This is a genomic window from Streptomyces sp. NPDC033270 (assembly GCF_055576575.1).
Map to the genome: position 1 here is coordinate 53325 of NZ_JBVIRA010000001.1, position 15981 is coordinate 69305.

Consider the following 15981-nt stretch of genomic DNA (forward strand, 5'->3'; position numbering starts at 1 on the left):
AACGCTGCTACACGCTCATACCCCCGTCGCCGCGTACCTGCCGGCCTCAGTCGCCGCCGTCGCCATCGTCGCCGTCGTCAGCGACATCTGCGTCGTCCAGAAGGTGAGGGCCGTTGTTGCGCACGCTGTTGACCGCGGTGGACACCGCCCGGGCGTCCAGATGCCCGGCGGCGGGGGCCGCCAGCAGCGCGCGGAGTTCGTCGGCGTCGTGGTGGGCGGGGTCGAGCCAGGCGCTCCAGTCGTCGGGGGCGATGGCCAGCGGCATGCGGGGGTGGACGCGCCCGGCGGCGTCGGTGGCCTCGGTCGTGATGAGGGTGCAGGTCGTCCACCACGCCCCGGACGCCTCGCCGTCGGTGACGCCGGGGTCGCGCCAGAACTCGTAGAGGCCGGCGAGCGCCATGACCCCGCCGTCCTCGGGACTGATGAAGTACGGCTGCTTGCGGGCCTTGGCGGTCCTGGTCGCGGCGACGGCCTGCCACTCGTAGAAGCCGTCGGCCGGCAGCAGGCACCGTCGCTTGGCGAACGCCCGGCGGTAGGCCGGCTTCTCCGCGACGGTCTCCACCCTGGCATTGATCATTTTCGCGCCGACGTCCAGGCTCTTCGCCCACGACGGCACCAGGCCCCAGCGCAGCGGTCGCAGCTGCCGCGTGATCTCGCCGGTGTCGCGTTCGACGCGCTCCAGCACCGACCACACATGGTCGGTCGGGGCCACGTTCCAGCTCGGGTCCAACGCCTGGTCGGGGTCCCAGCGGGCGACGTCGAACGTGGCCGCGAGATCCTGCGGACGGCGGGTGGAGACGTATCTTCCGCACATGCCTCCACCCTGCCACGCGGTCGGCGGCCGCCCGGCACCCTTGCCTGCGGGGCGCCCGCGGCTTGATAGGCAAGTCTCCACTTGCCTATGGTGGGGTCATGTCGGAGGATGTCTTCAAGGCGCTGGCCGACCCCACCCGTCGGCGCATCCTTGACGAGCTGGTGGAACGGGACGGCCAGACGCTGTTTGAGATATGCGCACGGCTGGCGACGAAGCACGGTCTGGGGCTGTCCCGCCAGGCGATCAGCCAGCACCTGGCCGTACTCGAATCCGCGGGTCTGGTCCTTGCGCGGCGCCAGGGCCGCTACAAGTTCCACGACCTGAACACCGAACCCCTTGAGCGCGTCATGACCCGATGGCTCAGGCCCGACGCACCGGAGAGCACCCCATGAGAATCCATGTGACCAGCGTCTTCGTCGACGACCAGGACAAGGCCCTGCGCTTCTACACCGACGTCCTGGGCTTCGTGAAGAAGCACGACATCCCGCTGGGCGGCGGGGCCCGCTGGCTGACCGTGGTCTCCCCGGAGGCCCCCGACGGGACCGAACTGCTGCTGGAGCCCTCCGGCCACCCCGCGGTGCAGCCGTACAAGACGGCGCTGGTCCAGGACGGCATCCCGGCCACCTCTTTCGCCGTGGACGACGTACAGACGGAGTTCGACCGGCTGCGCGACCTCGGGGTGTACTTCACCCAGGAGCCACTGGAGATGGGCACGGTCACCACCGCGGTGCTGGACGACACCTGCGGCAACCTGATCCAGATCGTGCACGGCGCGTAGGGCGCCCGCAGCCGCTGCAGCATCGGCGGGCTCCAGGCTGTTCTCACTGTGGCTGTCGGAGTCCGGCGGCGGAGCCCGTCAATGTGGTCCGGCTTCAGGGGATGTGGAGTTCCGTGCACGCCGGCCCGTGCTGCGTTTTGGCTTCGCATTCGCCCGGCTCGGACTCGTCTGGGTTAACGGCCGCAACCGAGATCACCGTCGTTCCGGCCGGAGGCGAGAGCGGGATGTCGATCTGCTGCGCGACCTTCCCCTGATCGTCAGGTCTGAGCACACTCCAGTAGAGGTCCCTGCCCCACTTCCCGGAGGAAAGCGGGTTTACGGTCACCTCGATGTGCGACCACTTCTGGACGCCGTCGGCGTGCACGCCGAAGTGCAGCCGTATGTGGGAGCGAGGTCCGTCGAGTCTGACGTCGGTGAAGGTCGGGCGGCCGTTTCCGCCCGCGGCCTGCGCGGCGCCCACCACGGCAATGCTCAGGGATGCCATGTAGAAGATGACGCCGAGGACGAGCACGCCCGTCTCCCACAGGACTCCGCGTCCTGTGGGGCGGATGAGTAGGGCGGAGATGCTGCAGACGATGGAGAGGATGGCGCAGAGCGAGGCCACGTAGATGGGCCACGACCTGTTGTTGAGAGCGACGAACACGAACTTGCTGTTGAGCCCCAAGGTGGTCATGATGCCGGCCACCGCCACGAGGGCACCGGCCAGGATCTTGGCCACGTCGTCAAGACGTTTTCCCAGCGCGGCCTGGATGTCTCCGATGGTCGGGGGCGGGGATTCCGTCGCTTTCGAAGGCTCTTTCGCACCGCCCATTGCGTGCTTCCCGATGGTTGAGCCCTGCCGGGCAAGATGACTGCTGGACAGCGTCAGGTTCGCAGTTGGCCCGGGTCAGGCCGGCAATTGCGACTGCGGGTAGCCGGACCGTCGGCGAACGTTCCCCTGGTCGGCCCAGCCGGCAGCGCCCGGCCGGCCTAAGGGCTTGCCCGGCAGGTCATGGGCGGCTCTCGGACACGACCTAGGGCCTGTCCCTAGGTCCCTAGTAGCCGAGTGCGGCGAACCAGTCCTCCCGGCCTCTGCGGGTGAGGTCGAGGAGGTGCCACACCGGGCTCAGCAGGTCGATGCCTCGCTGGTCGATGTCGTCGGACATCCGGGGGTGCACCGAGTAGAAGTGGCGCACCGACCCGTCGTCGTCGCGGGTGAACACCGACACCGTCGAGTCCTGGTTGCCCTCGGCGTCCTCGCTGCCCAGGTCGTACTTGAAGGTGCCGGACCCGGCGCTGAGCAGACGCAGATTCGTCCACTTCCGGTCGCGGGCGTGCGCGCGGAGCGCGGGCAGGTCGGCCGCGGCGACGATCGCCAGGTCCACGTTCTGCGCGACGTGGCGGGCCACGCCGTTGAACCCGTCGCACCACATCGTGCACATGGGGCACGGCTCGGTCTGCCGCTTGCCGTACATCAGGTGGTAGACGACCAGGTCACGCCCGGGCCGGCTGAACAGCTCGCCCAGGCGCACGGTCCGCGCCGGCGCGTCACCGGCCTCCAGATCGGCGGGGCCCTCCTCGAACACGTAGTCGTCGACGACGGGGCCCAGCGGCAACCGGCGGCGCAGGTCGGCGACGCGTTCACGATGGCGCATCAGCTCGATCTCGGCCTGCCGCAGCTCCTCGCGGGCGCTGAGGTATTCGGCCGACTCCCCGGTGAGATTGGTCAGACGCATCGCTACTCCCGGCCTGGCTGCGATCTGGTGGCCACCACTCGCTCTGGCCGCCCACCGTATGCCCGCGCGCCAGGGCTCGTCGGGCAGCGAAATGACCAGGGCGCGGTCGGTGCACTCCTATGGATCAACCAAGATCCACCGACCCGGCCCAGGCGCGGGTACGCGCGTGCGGCCACCGAGGTGGCAGGCGTGGCGCGGTCGCGTGACCACGAACGTTGATGACGGTCGGTCAGGGAATCGCCACTTAGTGTGCTCTTGGTGGTGATCACCCTCCATGTGGTCGGCCGCCCCCTCCGGGCTCCGTCAGGAGCCACCACATTCAGAAGGGATGACACATGATCACCGATGCGCTGCGCACGGAGTACGAGCACCGTTTCTCCCTGTACGACACCGACGGCGACGGCTACCTGACCGCGCAGGACTTCACCGAGCGGGCGCGCCGCATGGCCGACGCCGCGGGCGAGCCTCCACAGTCCCCCAAGGCGCAGGCGGTGCATGCCGGGATGCGCAACATCTTCGAACGGCTCGCCGCCCTGACGGACGTCGACGCCGAGGGGCGGCTGGACCGGGAGCAGTTCATCGCCGCGTTCGTCCGTGCCAGCGAGTCGGGGGACATCGGCCGGATGGTGTGGCCGTCGATCGCGGCGACGGTGGCGCTGGCCGACACCGACGACGACGGTGTGGTGAACCGGGCGGAGTTCACCGCTCTGCAGCGGGCAACCGGCTTCTCGGACGCGCAGGCGGAGCAGGCCTTCGCGGCGCTGGACCGCGACGGCGACGGTCAGTTGAAGGTCGCGGAGTACCAGGCCGCCATGCGCGAGTAGACCCGGGGTGCGCCGGCCGGCCCCTCGCCCCAGGGCCTGTCCGACGGGTCATGGCCGGGTCCGCGGCGTCTGGCGCGGCCTGTCCGACCCTGACCCGTCGGACAGGTCCTAGATCTGCGGCGCCGGCTCGGGGTGCTCGTGTGCGCGGGCCTCGTCGATCCCGTGGGTGGCCCACGTGGGGAACGGGTCGTCGGCGGCGCGTTCCCCGTCGGCGAGGAGGTAGCCGTCCAAGGCCGCGCGAAGCGCCTCGGGCCGCAGCCCGGTGCCGATGAAGACCAGTTCCTGGCCCTGGGGGTTGTCGGTGGTGCGCGCGCCGGACGGCTCGAAGCGGGCGACAGCTCCGGCCTGCGGCCACAGGCCCGTCACGTTCGGCCGGGTGGCCCGTGCCGGGCGGGCACGATGCGCTACATGAAAATGGATACCATTCCTAAGTGGAAGGAGCTGCAGGCCGTCCCTCGGGGGCGCCCCCTGTCACAGCGCCACGATCACCGCATAGGCGATGAAGAACATCGCGCAGAGCACGACGAGGATGCCGAGGATGATGACCGGGCCCTTGGCCCAGCCCTTCGTCTGTACGTCGCGGGGGCCGGTTTCCGCGCCCGTGCTGCCCTCGCCCGGCGGGGTTTCCCCGGGCGGTACCCCGCCACCAGGGCCGAGGCCGGGAGTGCGGTCCGGATCCGAATTCTGAATGCCCATACCTCAAGACTGCCCGATATTGGCGGAAACGGCCGCTCCAGCCGTGGTCGATTTCGTGCGCTGCCGAGTCGCTGTCGAGTCGCTGTCGAGTCGGTGGTGGGTCAGTGGCGTCGGTGGGTTGGGGGGCTGTCGTGTGGCGGGTCGGTGCAGAGGGGCGCGCCGAGGGTGGCGGGGGCGTCCTGGAGTCATGCCGATGAATCCGCGCGACCGTATGATGGGACTCTGCGCTGGATACGAGCTTTCCAGGCGAGATCCGAGGTGGATCTCGGTCCGCTCGGAACGCTGCCGCCACCATCCGAATGACCCTGAAGGAGCACGGCATGGGCATCGGAAAGAAGGCCAGGAGCATCGGCCGAATAGCCGAGGGAAAGGCCAAGGAAACGGTCGGGAAGGCCGTGGGTAACACAAGCCTGGCGAGAAAAGGCAAGGCCGAAATCGTCAGGGGGAAAGTGAATTACGCGATGGAGCGGGGCAAGGACAAATTCCGGCACTGAGGAACACGCTCATGAGGAACACGCTCATGAGGAACACGCTCATGAGGAACACGCTCACGCGCTGACGATCACGGCCCGCCGCCGCACTCCGCGCCACGGCGGGCCCACCCGCCCGCCCGCGTCGCTCCTCTGAGCTGCGGCGCACTCCACGGCCGCGGCTCGTCGTGCCGCGGCCGCGGCACGCTCCTCGACTGCGGCCGCGGCCCGTCCCCACGGCCCCGCCCCGCTCCTCGACTACGGCCGCGGCCCGACGATGTCCTTCCCGCTCCGGACGGTGATCGCCATGGCCGGGCAGACGTCGGCGGCGTCCAACGCGCGCTCGTCCTCCTCGATCCGGTCGTTCAGCGGCCGGGCATGGGCGCCGTCGAGGGCGAAGAGGTCCGGTGCGATGGCGGCGCAGGAGCCCGACGCCAGGCACTGGTGCGGGGCGATGTCCACTTCCCAGGTCATCCGCGCACTCACCACCCCACCGGCATGACCCGCGGGCCGCGTACCAGCATCTGGCTCTTCCACTCCAGATCGCCGGCCAGATGCAGCTTGGGGAACCGGGCGATCAGGGCGCTGAGCGCCTCCTGGAGTTCCAGGCGCGCCAGCGGGGCGCCGAGGCAGTGATGCGCGCCGTGGCCGAACCCGAGGTGCTGGTTCCCCGCCCGCGAGATGTCCAGCGTGCCGGGCGCGTCGAAGCGCAGCGCATCGCGGTTGGCCGCGCCCACCGCCACCAGCACGGGGGTGCCGGCCCGCACCAGGGTGCCGCCGACCTCGACGTCCTCCTTGGCGTAGCGGGCCTGCCCCGCACCGCTGCCCAGCGGGACGAAGCGGAGCAACTCCTCCACCGCGCCGCCGATCAGACCGGGCTGCTCGCGCAGGAGGGCGAGCTGGTCGGGGTGGTCGAGCAGGGCGAGGACGAAGTTGGGGATCTGGGTGGCGGTGGTCTCGTGCCCGGCGACCAGGATGCCGACGCACAGGTCGACGAGTTCGAGTTCGGACAGGCGGTCGTCGACGTCCCGGGCCTCGATGAGCGCGGTCATCAGGTCGTCCTGCGGCGCGCGCCGGTGCTCCTCGATCAACTGGCCCATATAGCCGCGGAGTTCTTCGAGGTTGGTGTCGAACTCCTCGGCGGTCAGCGAGCTCGTCGACAGGGCGGCGTCGCTCCACACCCGGAACCGCGGCCGGTCGTCGGTCGGTACGCCGAGCAGCCGGCAGATCACGGCGACGGGGATGGGCAGCGCGTAACGGTCCACCAGATCGGCCGGTGGTCCGGCGGCCGCCAGCTCGTCGAGGAGTTCGTTCGTCAGCTGCCTGACCTGCGGCCTGAGCTTTTCGACCTGGCGGACGGTGAACGCCTTGGCCACCAGCGCCCGCAGCCGGGTGTGGTCGGGCGGGTCCATGCCCAGGATGCCGCTGTCGCGGCGGCCCTCGGACTGCCGGGGCTCGTCGTGCCGCGCGCTCTCGGCGCGGCTGAAGCGCTGATCGCCGAGGACGAAGCGGGCTTCGGCGTAACGGGTGACGAGCCAGGCCGGATCGCCGTAGGGCATCCGTACCTTCAGCAGTCCCGGACGATGGCGCGCGCGCTCGTACTCGTCGGACAACTCAAGGCTCTCGGCGACATTGAAGGGGTAGGAGAGGGGTGCTGTGTCGGCTGTGGTCACGGCGACCTCCCTTGTGTAAGCACCTGCTTACAAAGGTAGGCCGCTCCCTCGGGGCGGTCAACGACGCGATGTGGCCGTCATGGTGACGGTCCGACAGAGAGGAGCGTGACGAGACGATGGGGGAGACCCCGCAGCACGGCACGGCGGGCGCATACCGCAGGGATGCGCAGGGCACCCGGCTGCGTCTGCTCGACGCGGCGTCGGAACTGTTCGCGGAGCGCGGCTACGAACGGGCGACGGTACGGGACATCGCGGCCCGGGCCGGAGCCAACCAGGCCCTGCTGTTCCGCTACTTCGGCTCGAAGAAGGCCCTGTTCGGAGAGGTGATGGCGCGCGGCGGGCAGGAGCAGCTACGGACCACCCCCGCCGAGCGGCTGTTCGAGGTCGCGCTGCGCGGCATGCTGGCCGGCGGCGCGGAATCCGACCGTTCGCTGGAGGTCTGCCTGCGCTCGATCGGCGGCAGCGACGAGATCGCGGACGCGCTGCGGGGGCTGGGGGAGGAGTACGCGGACGTGCTCGCCACGCTCTCCCGCTCCGACAACGGCGGACTCCGCGCCGATCTGGCGCTGTCCTGGCTGCTGGGAATTGGCTTGATGCGTGTGGTGGTCGCCAAGGAACCACTGGCGAGCGCCGACCCCGACACGGTCTGCGCGCTCGTCACGGGCGCGCTGGGAAACCTGCTCGAAAGCCTGCCGGACGGCGGGGAGCAGGGGGACGTGCTGCGTTCCAGTGACTCCGCGGCGGGGCACCACCAGAGGGGTGAAACGCCCTTCTAACGTCGCGTTTGCAGAGGATATTCCTTTTCTGCAGATTCGAGTGAAGGTGGGAACATGCTCCGTTCGATCCCTCGTGGCCTCGCAGTGGCCGGGTTGACCGCGGCCGTCCTGGTCGTACCGGCAGCGGGCGCCGCCACCGCGTCCCCCAGCGGCGCGCAGCGCGCCCTGTGCGACATGCACTGCGGCAAGGACCACACCGGCAGCAAGGGCCACAGCGGCAACAAGAGCAAGGACCACAAGGGCAAGAAGGGCAAGGGCCACAAGAAGGACGGCAACGAGTACGGGCGTCACCTCTTCCACCCCCACGGCTTCCCCTACGGCCTGGGCAGGGACGGCCTGCTCGGCCTCGGGCTGCTCGGGGTTCTCTGACACCCACCAGGTAGTCCACCCAGTGGGCCCGGGGCCTCCTCCCGGGCCCACTGCCGCGTGCCAGGGCGCAGCACAGTCGCCTGCCAGGCGTGTCGCATTCGACGCGGTGTCCTGTTCCGCCCTTCGTTCCCGCACCCGGCGACCACCCCGGCGGCCGCCGGCCAACGGGCCCGTCGAGCGCGACCCGTCCCCCGTGGAGTGTGCATGTCACCATCCGCCGCGTGCAGGAGGAACCGCCGGCGCACCGTGCGCGCCCTGGCCCTTCTGGTGGCCCTCGGCGCCGTCCTCGCCGGCCTCGTCCAGGCCACCCCGCCCACCCCCACGGACCACGAGACCCTCGATCCGCGCATCACCGCGGTCCTGCGAAAGCCCGCCTACCGGCACGCCCAGTGGGGCCTGTTCCAGCAGAACCCGCAGACCGGAAAGGTGACCCGGTCCCGTAACGCCGATCAGTTCTTCATCCCCGGGTCCACCGCCAAACTGTTCGGCGTCAGCGGCACCTGGCACACACTGGGCGGCGGCCACCGCTTCGTCACACCGCTGCACGCCGTCGGCAGGCGCCGCAACGCGACGCTCCAGGGCGATCTCGACCTGGTCGCGCAGGGGGATCTGACACTCGGCGGCAGGACGCGCAAGAACGGCACCGTCGCCTTCACCGCCATCGACCACACCTACGCCAACGACATCCCCGGCGCCGCCCTCACCCCGCAGAACCCGCTGGCCGGCGTCGACCAGCTCGCCCGGCAGGTGCGTGCCGCGGGAATCCGCCGGGTCGAGGGCGATGTGGTCATCGACGCACGGCTGTTCCGCCCGGACCCGGCGCTCGCCCCGACGCCCACCCCACTGATCATCAACGACAACGTCATCGATCTGCTGACCTCCCCCGGCAGCGGAGCGGGCGCACCGGCCGGCCTGGAGGTGCGCCCGAAGGTCGCGCCGTACCGTGTCACCTCCGCCGTCCGCACCGTCGCCGCCGGTAAGCCGACCGACATCGCCGTCAAGGCCTCCGCCGACGGCACCCGCATCCAGCTGTCCGGCACCATCGCCGCCGGCTCGGCCCCCGTCCTGCGGGTGTCGCCCGTCAAGGACCCGAACGCCTTCGGCCGGACCGCGATGATCGAGGCGCTGAAGCGGGCCGGGGTCGAGGTCACCGCTCCCGCCGTCGGCCCCAACCCCGCCACCCGCTTGCCGCGCTCCTACCAGGGCGTGCCCACCGTGGCCCGGTACACCTCCCCGCCGTACGCCGAGTACGCCGAGCTCATCCTCAAGGTGAGCCACAACCTCGGGGCGAACCTCGGGATCTGCCTGATGGCCGTGAGCCGGGGGAAGACCGACTGCCAGGACGGGTTCCCGGTGCTCGCCGCCTTCCTGGACAGTGCGAAGGTGGACCGCGGGGCCGTACAGCTCGCGGACGGCCGGGGCGGCAGTCCGGTCGACCGGACCACACCACGGGCCGCGGCCCAGCTCCTGACGTACTGGCAGCACACCGCCGACGCGGAGCGCTTTCGCACCTCGCTGCCGAGCCTGGGCGTCGACGGCACCCTGGCGGACTCCTGCCGTGACTGCCCGTCACGCGGCAGGGTCTTCGCCAAGACCGGCACTGTGGCGGGCGATGACGCGCTCAACGACCGGCTGGCGGTGGGCGCCGAGACCACGGCCGGCTATCTGGAGACGGGCAAGGACCGCTTCGACGTGTTCTTCGCCGGGGTGAACGGTGCCTCCACTGCGGGCACGAACATCGGCGGCGTCCTGGCGGTCGGGAACGATGTGGCCGACGTCGCGGCCTACTTGCAGCAGACGAGCGGGTAGGGCCTGTCGGGCTCACCCCGCCTGGCTGCTGTCCTTCAGGCTGCCCCAGCCGTGCCAGCGGTCGATCTCGATCCAGGCGCTGACCCGGCGGCGGTTCCGCTGTGGGTACGGCCGCCGGAGGTAGTGCCGGGCCAGCCGGTCGATGTCGGCCAGCTCCCGGTCGTCGCGGAGTTCCCCGACGCGGCCGATGAGGCTGAGATGGGTGTACCAGTTGCTCTCGTCGAGCACGGTGAGCGTGACCCGGGGATCGCGGCGTACGTGCTCCAGCCGCTTGCGGCCCTCGTCCATGTTGACCAGCACCCGGCCCTCGTCCCAGAGGTACCAGGTGGCCGTGGAGACCGGCTGGCCGTCCGGCCGCAGTGTGGTGATGACGGCGGGGTTGGGCTTGGCCAGCATGGCGACGGCGGCTTCGGGGAGCGGTGGTTTCGACATGGGCGGCACTCTCGGTTCGCTGCGGTGGGAGGACGTTGCTGCCTGCGGATGCGTCGCTGCGTTCGGTACGTCGTCGCACTCGGTACGCCGCCGCACTCGGTGCGCCGCTGCGGTCATCTTCGCGCTTTCGGCCCGTCACCCTCTGGGAGGCGCGACCTTCTGCGGGAGGGAACCGTCCCCGTCGGCCAGTGGGGGAGTGGCGGCGGGCGGGGCGGTGGCGCTGGGAGCCGCGGCGGGTCCCTTCTTCAGGGTGTCGAGGATGGCCAGGCCCTGGCCGACGATGGCGGAGGCGATCTCGTCGATGCCGTCGGTGCCGTTGAGGATGGTCAGCCGGGACCCGGAGATGCCCTCGGCGGCGGCCTGGGCCAGCGCCGGGAGGTTCTCGACGGTGCGGTTGGCGGCGATCAGCTCCTGGTTGCCGTCCCGGAGCGAGGCGGCGAGCGCGGTGTTGGCGTCGGCGCGTGCCTGGGCGAGCGTACGTTCGGTGTAAGCATGGGCGTCCGCCTCGAAGCGGACCTGGTCGCGCCGCGCCTCCGCCAAGGTGCGCAGCCGGTAGGCCTCGGCGTCCGCGGGGCGGCGCACCTCGGCCTCCAGACGCTGGGCGGCCAGCGCGGCCTGCCGCTCGGCCAGTGCGGTCTGCTCCTCGATGACCTGCTGTGAGGCCCTGGCCTGGGACAACGGACCGGCCTGTGCGGCGCTGGCGTTGTACTGCTCGGTCTCGGCGAGGAACCCGGCCCGTTTGATCGCGGTGTCCCGTTCGTACCTCGCCTTCAGCGCCGCCGCCTGCTGCTCCCGCTCGGCCGCTTCCTGGTCGGCCTTCGCCTCGGCGATCCGCGCGGCGCTGGCGACCGCCGCGGCGTGCGGGGCGGCCAGGTTGGTGATGTAGCCGGAGGTGTCGCCGATCTCCTGGATCTGCAGGGCGTCGACGACGATGCCGAGCTTCTCCATCTCGGAGTGACTGCCGTCCTTGACCTCCTGGGCGACCCGGTCCCGCTCCCGGATGATCTGCTCGACGGTCAGCCCGCCGACGATCGAGCGCAGATGGCCGGCGAAGATCCGCCCCACCAGCTCTTCCATGGTGTCCTGCTCGTCCAGGAACCGTCGCGCGGCGTTGGCGATCGACGTCGGGTCGTCGCCGACCTTGAAGACGGCGACCGCCCGGACGGCGAGCCGGATGCCCTGCTGGGTGACGCAGTCCTCGGAGATCTCCGCCTCCCGCAGCGACAGCGACAGCACACTCGCCTTCTGCTTGACGGGCAGGACCCAGCAGCCATGGCCCGTGACGATACGGAATTGCGCGTCCCCCGCACGGCGCTTCGAGCCGGAGATCAACAGCGCCTCGTTCGGCGCGGGAACATGCCAGAACAACATCACAAGGCTCCTGGTCCGGTGCGGCCGGCCTCGGGCACTCCGGGCGGGGGCGGCCGAGCCGGGGGAGGCGTCCCCCGGCTCGGCCGTACGGGCTCCGGTCCGGGTCAGGCGGCCGGCAGCGGCGCGACGATCACCGACCGCGCCGAGGTGTGGTCCACCACGACGACCTGCGTATGGCGGGCGATGGGCTCTCGGGACCAGGCGGCGAAGGCCTCGGTCCCGCCGCGTACGGGCAGCAGCACCTCGCCCGGTCCGTCGCTCGGGATCGAGACGGTCACCCGCCCGATCGCGCCGATCGGGTCGAAGTCCGTGTCATCCCTCGCGCTCACCCGGGCTCCGTCGCTGGTCAAAGCCGCTGTCGGCCCGGAAGCCGGGCAGCGGGAAATCTCGACAACTCAACGGTACTCCGGGCGATCCGGCCGGCTCAGGAGTCCAGCCGGGCGGGCCGGGCGGCCGGGATCGGCCGGCGCGCGGGCAGCACGTCGGGCGCGCGGTGCGGCCGGAGGGCGGTCAGCGCGGTCTCGGTCTCCTCCATCAGGCAGCGGTACGAGACCAGCCGCTGCCACTCGGGGTCGGCGACCCCGGGTACCGTGGCGGCGCGCTCCGTCCAAATCCGCACCAGCGTGGCGTACAACGGGGTCTGGTGGGCGACCTCGGCGGTGATCCACCGGGGCATGGACCCGGGGCGGGGGAGGGAAGTCTGTCCGTGACCTGCGACGGTGCCGGAGGTAGGAGCGCTCATGGCCGTTGAAACGATCCTGCGGGCCTGGGGTCACTGCGTATTTTTGCGGCTCCCCGCACATGCGTCCTTCCGTGGGGGGCGAAACGCCCTCGAATATCACCCCATGCAGTGATCTATTGCTGGGAAGCAGTCCAATCCGGACGAAGGAACGTTGTCGCAGTCATGGAACCGAGGGAGTTGTGGGAGCGCCACGCGGTACTCGCACAGGCGTTTTGCAGCAGCGATGACGAGGTCCGCCGGACGCAGGGACTCCTCGACGAGGCCGAGGTCCGCCGGTCGCGGACGCTGGCCGCCTTCGCCGTGACAGTGGGCAGCGACGCGGTGGTGGCGGACCTGCTCGGCCTGGACGAACGCGAAGTACGCCTGGCCCGCCGCACGGTGGGCAAGGACGACGCCCGCGCGGTCGCCAAGAGCCTGCTCGCGCAGCCCGCCCACCCCGCCCACCCCGCCAATGAGCAGCCGCCCGCGGGCGAGCAGAGCGCCGCCCGGGAGCAGGCCCCCGCACAGCCGGCCGCCGCCCACCAGCAGGCGCAGGCCGGCGCCCACCCCGCCGCGCACCCCTCGGGCCAGGCCGCCGCGGCCGGCCAGGTCCCGACGGGCCACGCCGGCGCACCGGCGACCGGCCCGCTCCAGGCCGCCCCGCCCCCGTCCACCCCGCCCCCGTCCGCCCCGCCCCAGGCCACCGACTCGGCCTGGGCGCCGACCCTGGACGCGATCCTGATGAGCAGCTGGCACACCGGAGTCGACCTCACGGCCCTGGCCACCGAACTCGGTCTCGACGCCCGTTTCCTCGTGGCCCGCGCCCAGCAGCTGTCCGCCGAGAACCGCCAGACCCCCCAGCCCCCCCAGACCCCACCACCGGACCGCATCGGCCGGCACCGCCGGATGGCCACGCTGCAGCCCTCCCAGCAGTCCGAGACCCCTCATCTGGCCTGGCGCGAGCGACCCTCGCAGGCCCCACGGGAGACGTACGAGCACGAACCCTGGAAACAGCAGCAGTACGCGGGCTATCAGAACAACGCGGATTACCGGGGCTATCAGGATTACCAGGGCTATCAGAGCTACCAGGGAAATCAGAACTACCAGGACTACCAGGTGTACCAAGGGCAACAGCCCGCCCCCGCCACCTGGGACCCCAGCGCCATCACCACCGCCCAGCACGACTGGGACGGCATCCTCAGTCAATGGGAAGCTACCACGCCCACCGCGCCCACCCCGGCCCCGGGCGGTCACGCAGGCACCTGACGCCGGCTCCCAGGAGCGATCCGCCGTCGATTACAGTGGTCGGCGGGCCGTGACTGGCGCTTGGGTGGAGTACCACCGGGGAGCGGCCCGGCCACACCCGGCCACTGCCGCGCGCCTGGGCGATCCCGCACGACGCTCAGGAGCACCCGATGTCCCAGACCGCCCGCCTCATGGACGGCAGCGCACTGGCCCGCCGCATCGTCGAGCAGGCCGCGGACCGCGCGGCGACCCTCACCCGGGAGACCGGCCAGGCCCCCTGCCTGGCCACCGTACTGGTCGGTGACGACCCCGCCTCGGCGACATACGTACGGATGAAGCGCGCCCGCTGCGAGAAGGCCGGGATCCGGTCGCGGCATGTCGCGCTGCCCGTCGAGACCACGACCGCGGAGCTGGTCGGCACCCTCACCGAGCTCTCCGACGACCCCACCGTCCACGGCATCCTCCTGCAGCACCCGGTCGGCCCGCACATCGACGAGCGCGCCGCGTTCGAGGCCATCGCCCCCGAAAAGGACGTCGACGGCGTCACCTACCACTCCTTCGCCACGATGAGCTTCGGCGTCGACGGCTTCGCCTCCTGCACGCCGGCCGGCATCCTCCGCCTCCTCGACCACTACGACGTCGAGCTGGCCGGCAAGCACGCCGTCGTGGTCGGCCGCAGCGCGATCCTCGGCAAGCCCGTCGGGATGCTGCTGCTCGGCCGCAACGCCACGGTCACCTACTGCCACTCCCGCACCACCGACCTCGCGTCGATCACCCGGCAGGCCGACGTGCTGATCGCCGCCGTCGGCCGGCCCCGATTGCTCACCGGCGAGCACATCAAGCCCGGTGCCGTCGTCGTCGACGCCGGCTACAACCCCGGCAACGTCGGCGATGTGGACTTCGACTCCGCGAGCAGCCGCGCCTCCCTGATCACCCCGGTCCCCGGCGGCGTCGGCCCCATGACCATCGCCACCCTGCTCACCCAGACCGTCGACGCCGCGGCCCGTCAGCTGAAGGCGGCCTGACGGCGCGGCATCGAAGTGCCGCCGTGCGGGGCGGGAGGGGGCCGGAAGTGTGCGGCGGCCGGGCAGTCGCCCTCCGTATGATCGCCAGAGCGATAAACGATCATCAACCGGAGGGCGAACGGTCATGGCGGAACAGCGCGTTGTCATCGTGACGGGCGGCGGTACGGGCATCGGTGCCGCCACCGCCCGACTGCTGCGGGCGGCCGGCCACCAGGTGGTGATCTCCGGCCGCCGGCCCGAACCGCTGCACCGCCTCGCCGAGGAGACCGGCGCCCTGGCCCACCCCTCCGACGCCGCCGACCCCGAGGCCGTCCAGGGACTGGTCGATGCCGCCGTGTCGGCGTACGGACGGCTCGACGGGCTGGTCCTCAACGCCGGCATCGGCCGCAGCGGCTCCGTCGGCGATCTGTCGATCGAGGACTGGGAGGCCGTGATGACCACCAACGTCACTGGCCCCTTCCTCCTCCAACGCGCCGCTCTGCCACACCTGTTGGCGGCACGCGGCTCGGTCGTCGCCGTCGCCTCGGTGTCCGCCCTACGCAACGGCGCCGGCAACGCCGCCTATGCGACCTCCAAGGCGGCCCTGCTCCAGCTCTGCCGCTCCCTCGCCGTCGACTACGGACGCGACGGGCTCCGCGCCAACATCGTCTGCCCCAGCTGGGTGCGTACGGAAATGGCCGACCGGCGGATGGCGCGGTTCGCCGACGAGTCCGGCCTCACCGGCGGCATCGACGCCGCGTACGAGGAGGCCACCCGGCTGCTCCCCGTCGGCCGCCCCGGCGAGCCGCACGAGGTCGCCGAGGCCGTCGACTGGCTCCTCTCGCCTGCCGCGTCCTTCGTCAACGGCGCGGTCCTCACCGTCGACGGCGGCGCCACGGCCGTCGACACCGGCGGCGTCGCGTTCGACTTCCGCCTGGAGCCGCGTGGCGACGGCGAGGAACGCGGCCGGTGACGGCCGGGGCGGCGCCTCCCCGGGCGGGAGGTCAGGTGGTGGCCGGCTGGGTGGCGCGGGCGAGTTCGCGGCGGTGGCGCATGAAGGGGCGGGGCCGGTTGAGGGCGAGGACGGCGGTGGTGCGCCCGTCGCGTTCGTAGCAGGCGAGGAAGCTGCGGTCGTCGGGGGAGCCTTCGAGGATGCGCGGGGTGGGGGGGGGGGGGGGGGGAAGGGGGGGAGGGGGGGGGGGGGCGGGGGGGGGGGGGGGGGGTTGGGGGGGGGGGGGGGGGGGGAAAGAGAAGGGGGGAGGAGGGCTGGAGGCTCCCTGGGTC

20 protein-coding genes, 2 pseudogenes and 1 riboswitch are annotated in these 15981 nt (G+C 71.4%); of the genes and pseudogenes, 10 read left to right on the top strand and 12 right to left on the bottom strand.

Annotated elements, in window-relative coordinates; translation table 11 throughout:
- Positions 1–46 precede the first annotated feature (46 nt).
- Positions 47–814: an SOS response-associated peptidase gene (locus ACZ5XZ_RS00225; RefSeq protein ID WP_468972777.1), complete on the bottom strand. Its 768-nt coding sequence runs from the start codon at positions 812–814 to the stop codon at positions 47–49.
- Positions 815–912: 98 nt separating this feature from the next.
- Here ACZ5XZ_RS00225 and ACZ5XZ_RS00230 point away from each other — a divergent pair, with 98 nt between their 5' ends.
- Positions 913–1206: an ArsR/SmtB family transcription factor gene (locus ACZ5XZ_RS00230; RefSeq protein WP_384486349.1), complete on the top strand. Its 294-nt coding sequence runs from the start codon at positions 913–915 to the stop codon at positions 1204–1206.
- Positions 1203–1592, top strand: coding sequence for a VOC family protein (locus ACZ5XZ_RS00235; RefSeq protein WP_468972781.1), 390 nt, complete (start codon positions 1203–1205; stop codon positions 1590–1592). The genes ACZ5XZ_RS00230 and ACZ5XZ_RS00235 overlap by 4 nt, the downstream gene beginning before the upstream one ends.
- A 94-nt stretch (positions 1593–1686) precedes the next feature.
- On the opposite strand, the gene ACZ5XZ_RS00240 is transcribed toward ACZ5XZ_RS00235, so the two are convergent.
- Both ACZ5XZ_RS00240 and ACZ5XZ_RS00245 read right to left on the bottom strand, forming a co-directional pair.
- Positions 1687–2403, bottom strand: coding sequence for a hypothetical protein (locus ACZ5XZ_RS00240; RefSeq protein WP_468972784.1), 717 nt, complete (start codon positions 2401–2403; stop codon positions 1687–1689).
- Positions 2404–2626: 223 nt separating this feature from the next.
- Positions 2627–3307, bottom strand: a complete 681-nt coding sequence (locus tag ACZ5XZ_RS00245) for a DUF899 family protein (protein ID WP_468972787.1) — start codon at positions 3305–3307, stop codon at positions 2627–2629.
- A 335-nt stretch (positions 3308–3642) separates the two neighbouring features.
- Here ACZ5XZ_RS00245 and ACZ5XZ_RS00250 point away from each other — a divergent pair, with 335 nt between their 5' ends.
- A complete protein-coding gene (locus ACZ5XZ_RS00250) occupies positions 3643–4131 on the top strand; it encodes an EF-hand domain-containing protein (protein WP_468972790.1) in 489 nt (162 codons plus the stop codon).
- A gap of 108 nt (positions 4132–4239) precedes the next feature.
- Here ACZ5XZ_RS00250 and ACZ5XZ_RS00255 read toward each other — a convergent pair.
- Positions 4240–4512 (bottom strand): annotated as a pseudogene (locus ACZ5XZ_RS00255) (CobW C-terminal domain-containing protein); the annotation flags it as partial.
- 90 nt (positions 4513–4602) lie between these two features.
- Positions 4603–4827 carry a DUF6480 family protein gene (locus tag ACZ5XZ_RS00260; protein WP_468972793.1) on the bottom strand — a complete coding sequence of 75 codons (225 nt, stop codon included), beginning with the start codon at positions 4825–4827 and terminating at the stop codon, positions 4603–4605.
- 299 nt (positions 4828–5126) lie between these two features.
- Between ACZ5XZ_RS00260 and ACZ5XZ_RS00265 the strand changes: the two genes are divergently transcribed.
- On the top strand, positions 5127–5321 hold the full coding sequence (locus ACZ5XZ_RS00265) for a CsbD family protein (RefSeq protein WP_468972796.1): 195 nt from the start codon (positions 5127–5129) through the stop codon (positions 5319–5321).
- Between the two features lie 234 nt (positions 5322–5555).
- Here the strand turns inward: ACZ5XZ_RS00265 and ACZ5XZ_RS00270 are convergent, their stop codons facing one another.
- Together ACZ5XZ_RS00270 and ACZ5XZ_RS00275 are read right to left on the bottom strand one after the other, a co-directional pair.
- Positions 5556–5771 (bottom strand): ferredoxin, encoded by a 216-nt coding sequence (locus ACZ5XZ_RS00270; RefSeq protein ID WP_468972799.1) that lies wholly within the window; start codon positions 5769–5771, stop codon positions 5556–5558.
- Positions 5772–5779: 8 nt separating this feature from the next.
- The gene (locus ACZ5XZ_RS00275; RefSeq protein ID WP_468972802.1) at positions 5780–6970 is read right to left on the bottom strand and encodes a cytochrome P450; all 1191 of its coding nucleotides are present in this window, start codon (positions 6968–6970) and stop codon (positions 5780–5782) included.
- Positions 6971–7086: 116 nt separating this feature from the next.
- Between ACZ5XZ_RS00275 and ACZ5XZ_RS00280 the strand changes: the two genes are divergently transcribed.
- The 3 genes from ACZ5XZ_RS00280 to dacB all read left to right on the top strand — a co-directional run bounded on the left by ACZ5XZ_RS00280 (position 7087) and on the right by dacB (position 9924).
- Complete coding sequence (locus ACZ5XZ_RS00280) at positions 7087–7746, top strand: TetR/AcrR family transcriptional regulator (RefSeq protein ID WP_468972805.1); 660 nt, start codon at positions 7087–7089, stop codon at positions 7744–7746.
- Between the two features lie 54 nt (positions 7747–7800).
- The gene (locus ACZ5XZ_RS00285; RefSeq protein WP_468972808.1) at positions 7801–8115 is read left to right on the top strand and encodes a hypothetical protein; all 315 of its coding nucleotides are present in this window, start codon (positions 7801–7803) and stop codon (positions 8113–8115) included.
- 204 nt (positions 8116–8319) lie between these two features.
- Positions 8320–9924 carry a D-alanyl-D-alanine carboxypeptidase/D-alanyl-D-alanine endopeptidase gene (gene dacB / locus ACZ5XZ_RS00290; protein WP_468972811.1) on the top strand — a complete coding sequence of 535 codons (1605 nt, stop codon included), beginning with the start codon at positions 8320–8322 and terminating at the stop codon, positions 9922–9924.
- Between the two features lie 12 nt (positions 9925–9936).
- On the opposite strand, the gene ACZ5XZ_RS00295 is transcribed toward dacB, so the two are convergent.
- The 4 genes from ACZ5XZ_RS00295 to ACZ5XZ_RS00310 all read right to left on the bottom strand — a co-directional run bounded on the left by ACZ5XZ_RS00295 (position 9937) and on the right by ACZ5XZ_RS00310 (position 12403).
- The gene (locus ACZ5XZ_RS00295; RefSeq protein ID WP_468972814.1) at positions 9937–10356 is read right to left on the bottom strand and encodes a PPOX class F420-dependent oxidoreductase; all 420 of its coding nucleotides are present in this window, start codon (positions 10354–10356) and stop codon (positions 9937–9939) included.
- 135 nt (positions 10357–10491) lie between these two features.
- On the bottom strand, positions 10492–11727 hold the full coding sequence (locus tag ACZ5XZ_RS00300; protein WP_468972817.1) for an SPFH domain-containing protein: 1236 nt from the start codon (positions 11725–11727) through the stop codon (positions 10492–10494).
- A 104-nt stretch (positions 11728–11831) separates the two neighbouring features.
- Complete coding sequence (locus ACZ5XZ_RS00305; protein WP_384439282.1) at positions 11832–12056, bottom strand: hypothetical protein; 225 nt, start codon at positions 12054–12056, stop codon at positions 11832–11834.
- Positions 12057–12151: 95 nt separating this feature from the next.
- Positions 12152–12403, bottom strand: a complete 252-nt coding sequence (locus tag ACZ5XZ_RS00310; protein WP_468972820.1) for a hypothetical protein — start codon at positions 12401–12403, stop codon at positions 12152–12154.
- Between the two features lie 228 nt (positions 12404–12631).
- On the opposite strand from ACZ5XZ_RS00310, the gene ACZ5XZ_RS00315 reads away from it, so the two are divergent.
- From ACZ5XZ_RS00315 to ACZ5XZ_RS00325, 3 genes are all read left to right on the top strand, one after another.
- Positions 12632–13714, top strand: a complete 1083-nt coding sequence (locus tag ACZ5XZ_RS00315; protein WP_468972823.1) for a hypothetical protein — start codon at positions 12632–12634, stop codon at positions 13712–13714.
- Between the two features lie 39 nt (positions 13715–13753).
- Positions 13754–13842: riboswitch (ZMP/ZTP riboswitch) on the top strand.
- A 21-nt stretch (positions 13843–13863) separates the two neighbouring features.
- Complete coding sequence (locus tag ACZ5XZ_RS00320; RefSeq protein ID WP_468972825.1) at positions 13864–14718, top strand: bifunctional 5,10-methylenetetrahydrofolate dehydrogenase/5,10-methenyltetrahydrofolate cyclohydrolase; 855 nt, start codon at positions 13864–13866, stop codon at positions 14716–14718.
- Positions 14719–14842: 124 nt separating this feature from the next.
- Positions 14843–15670, top strand: coding sequence for an SDR family NAD(P)-dependent oxidoreductase (locus ACZ5XZ_RS00325; protein WP_468972828.1), 828 nt, complete (start codon positions 14843–14845; stop codon positions 15668–15670).
- 31 nt (positions 15671–15701) lie between these two features.
- On the opposite strand, the pseudogene ACZ5XZ_RS00330 reads toward ACZ5XZ_RS00325, so the two are convergent.
- Positions 15702–15860: pseudogene (locus ACZ5XZ_RS00330) on the bottom strand (oxidoreductase C-terminal domain-containing protein); the annotation flags it as partial.
- Positions 15861–15981 lie beyond the last annotated feature (121 nt).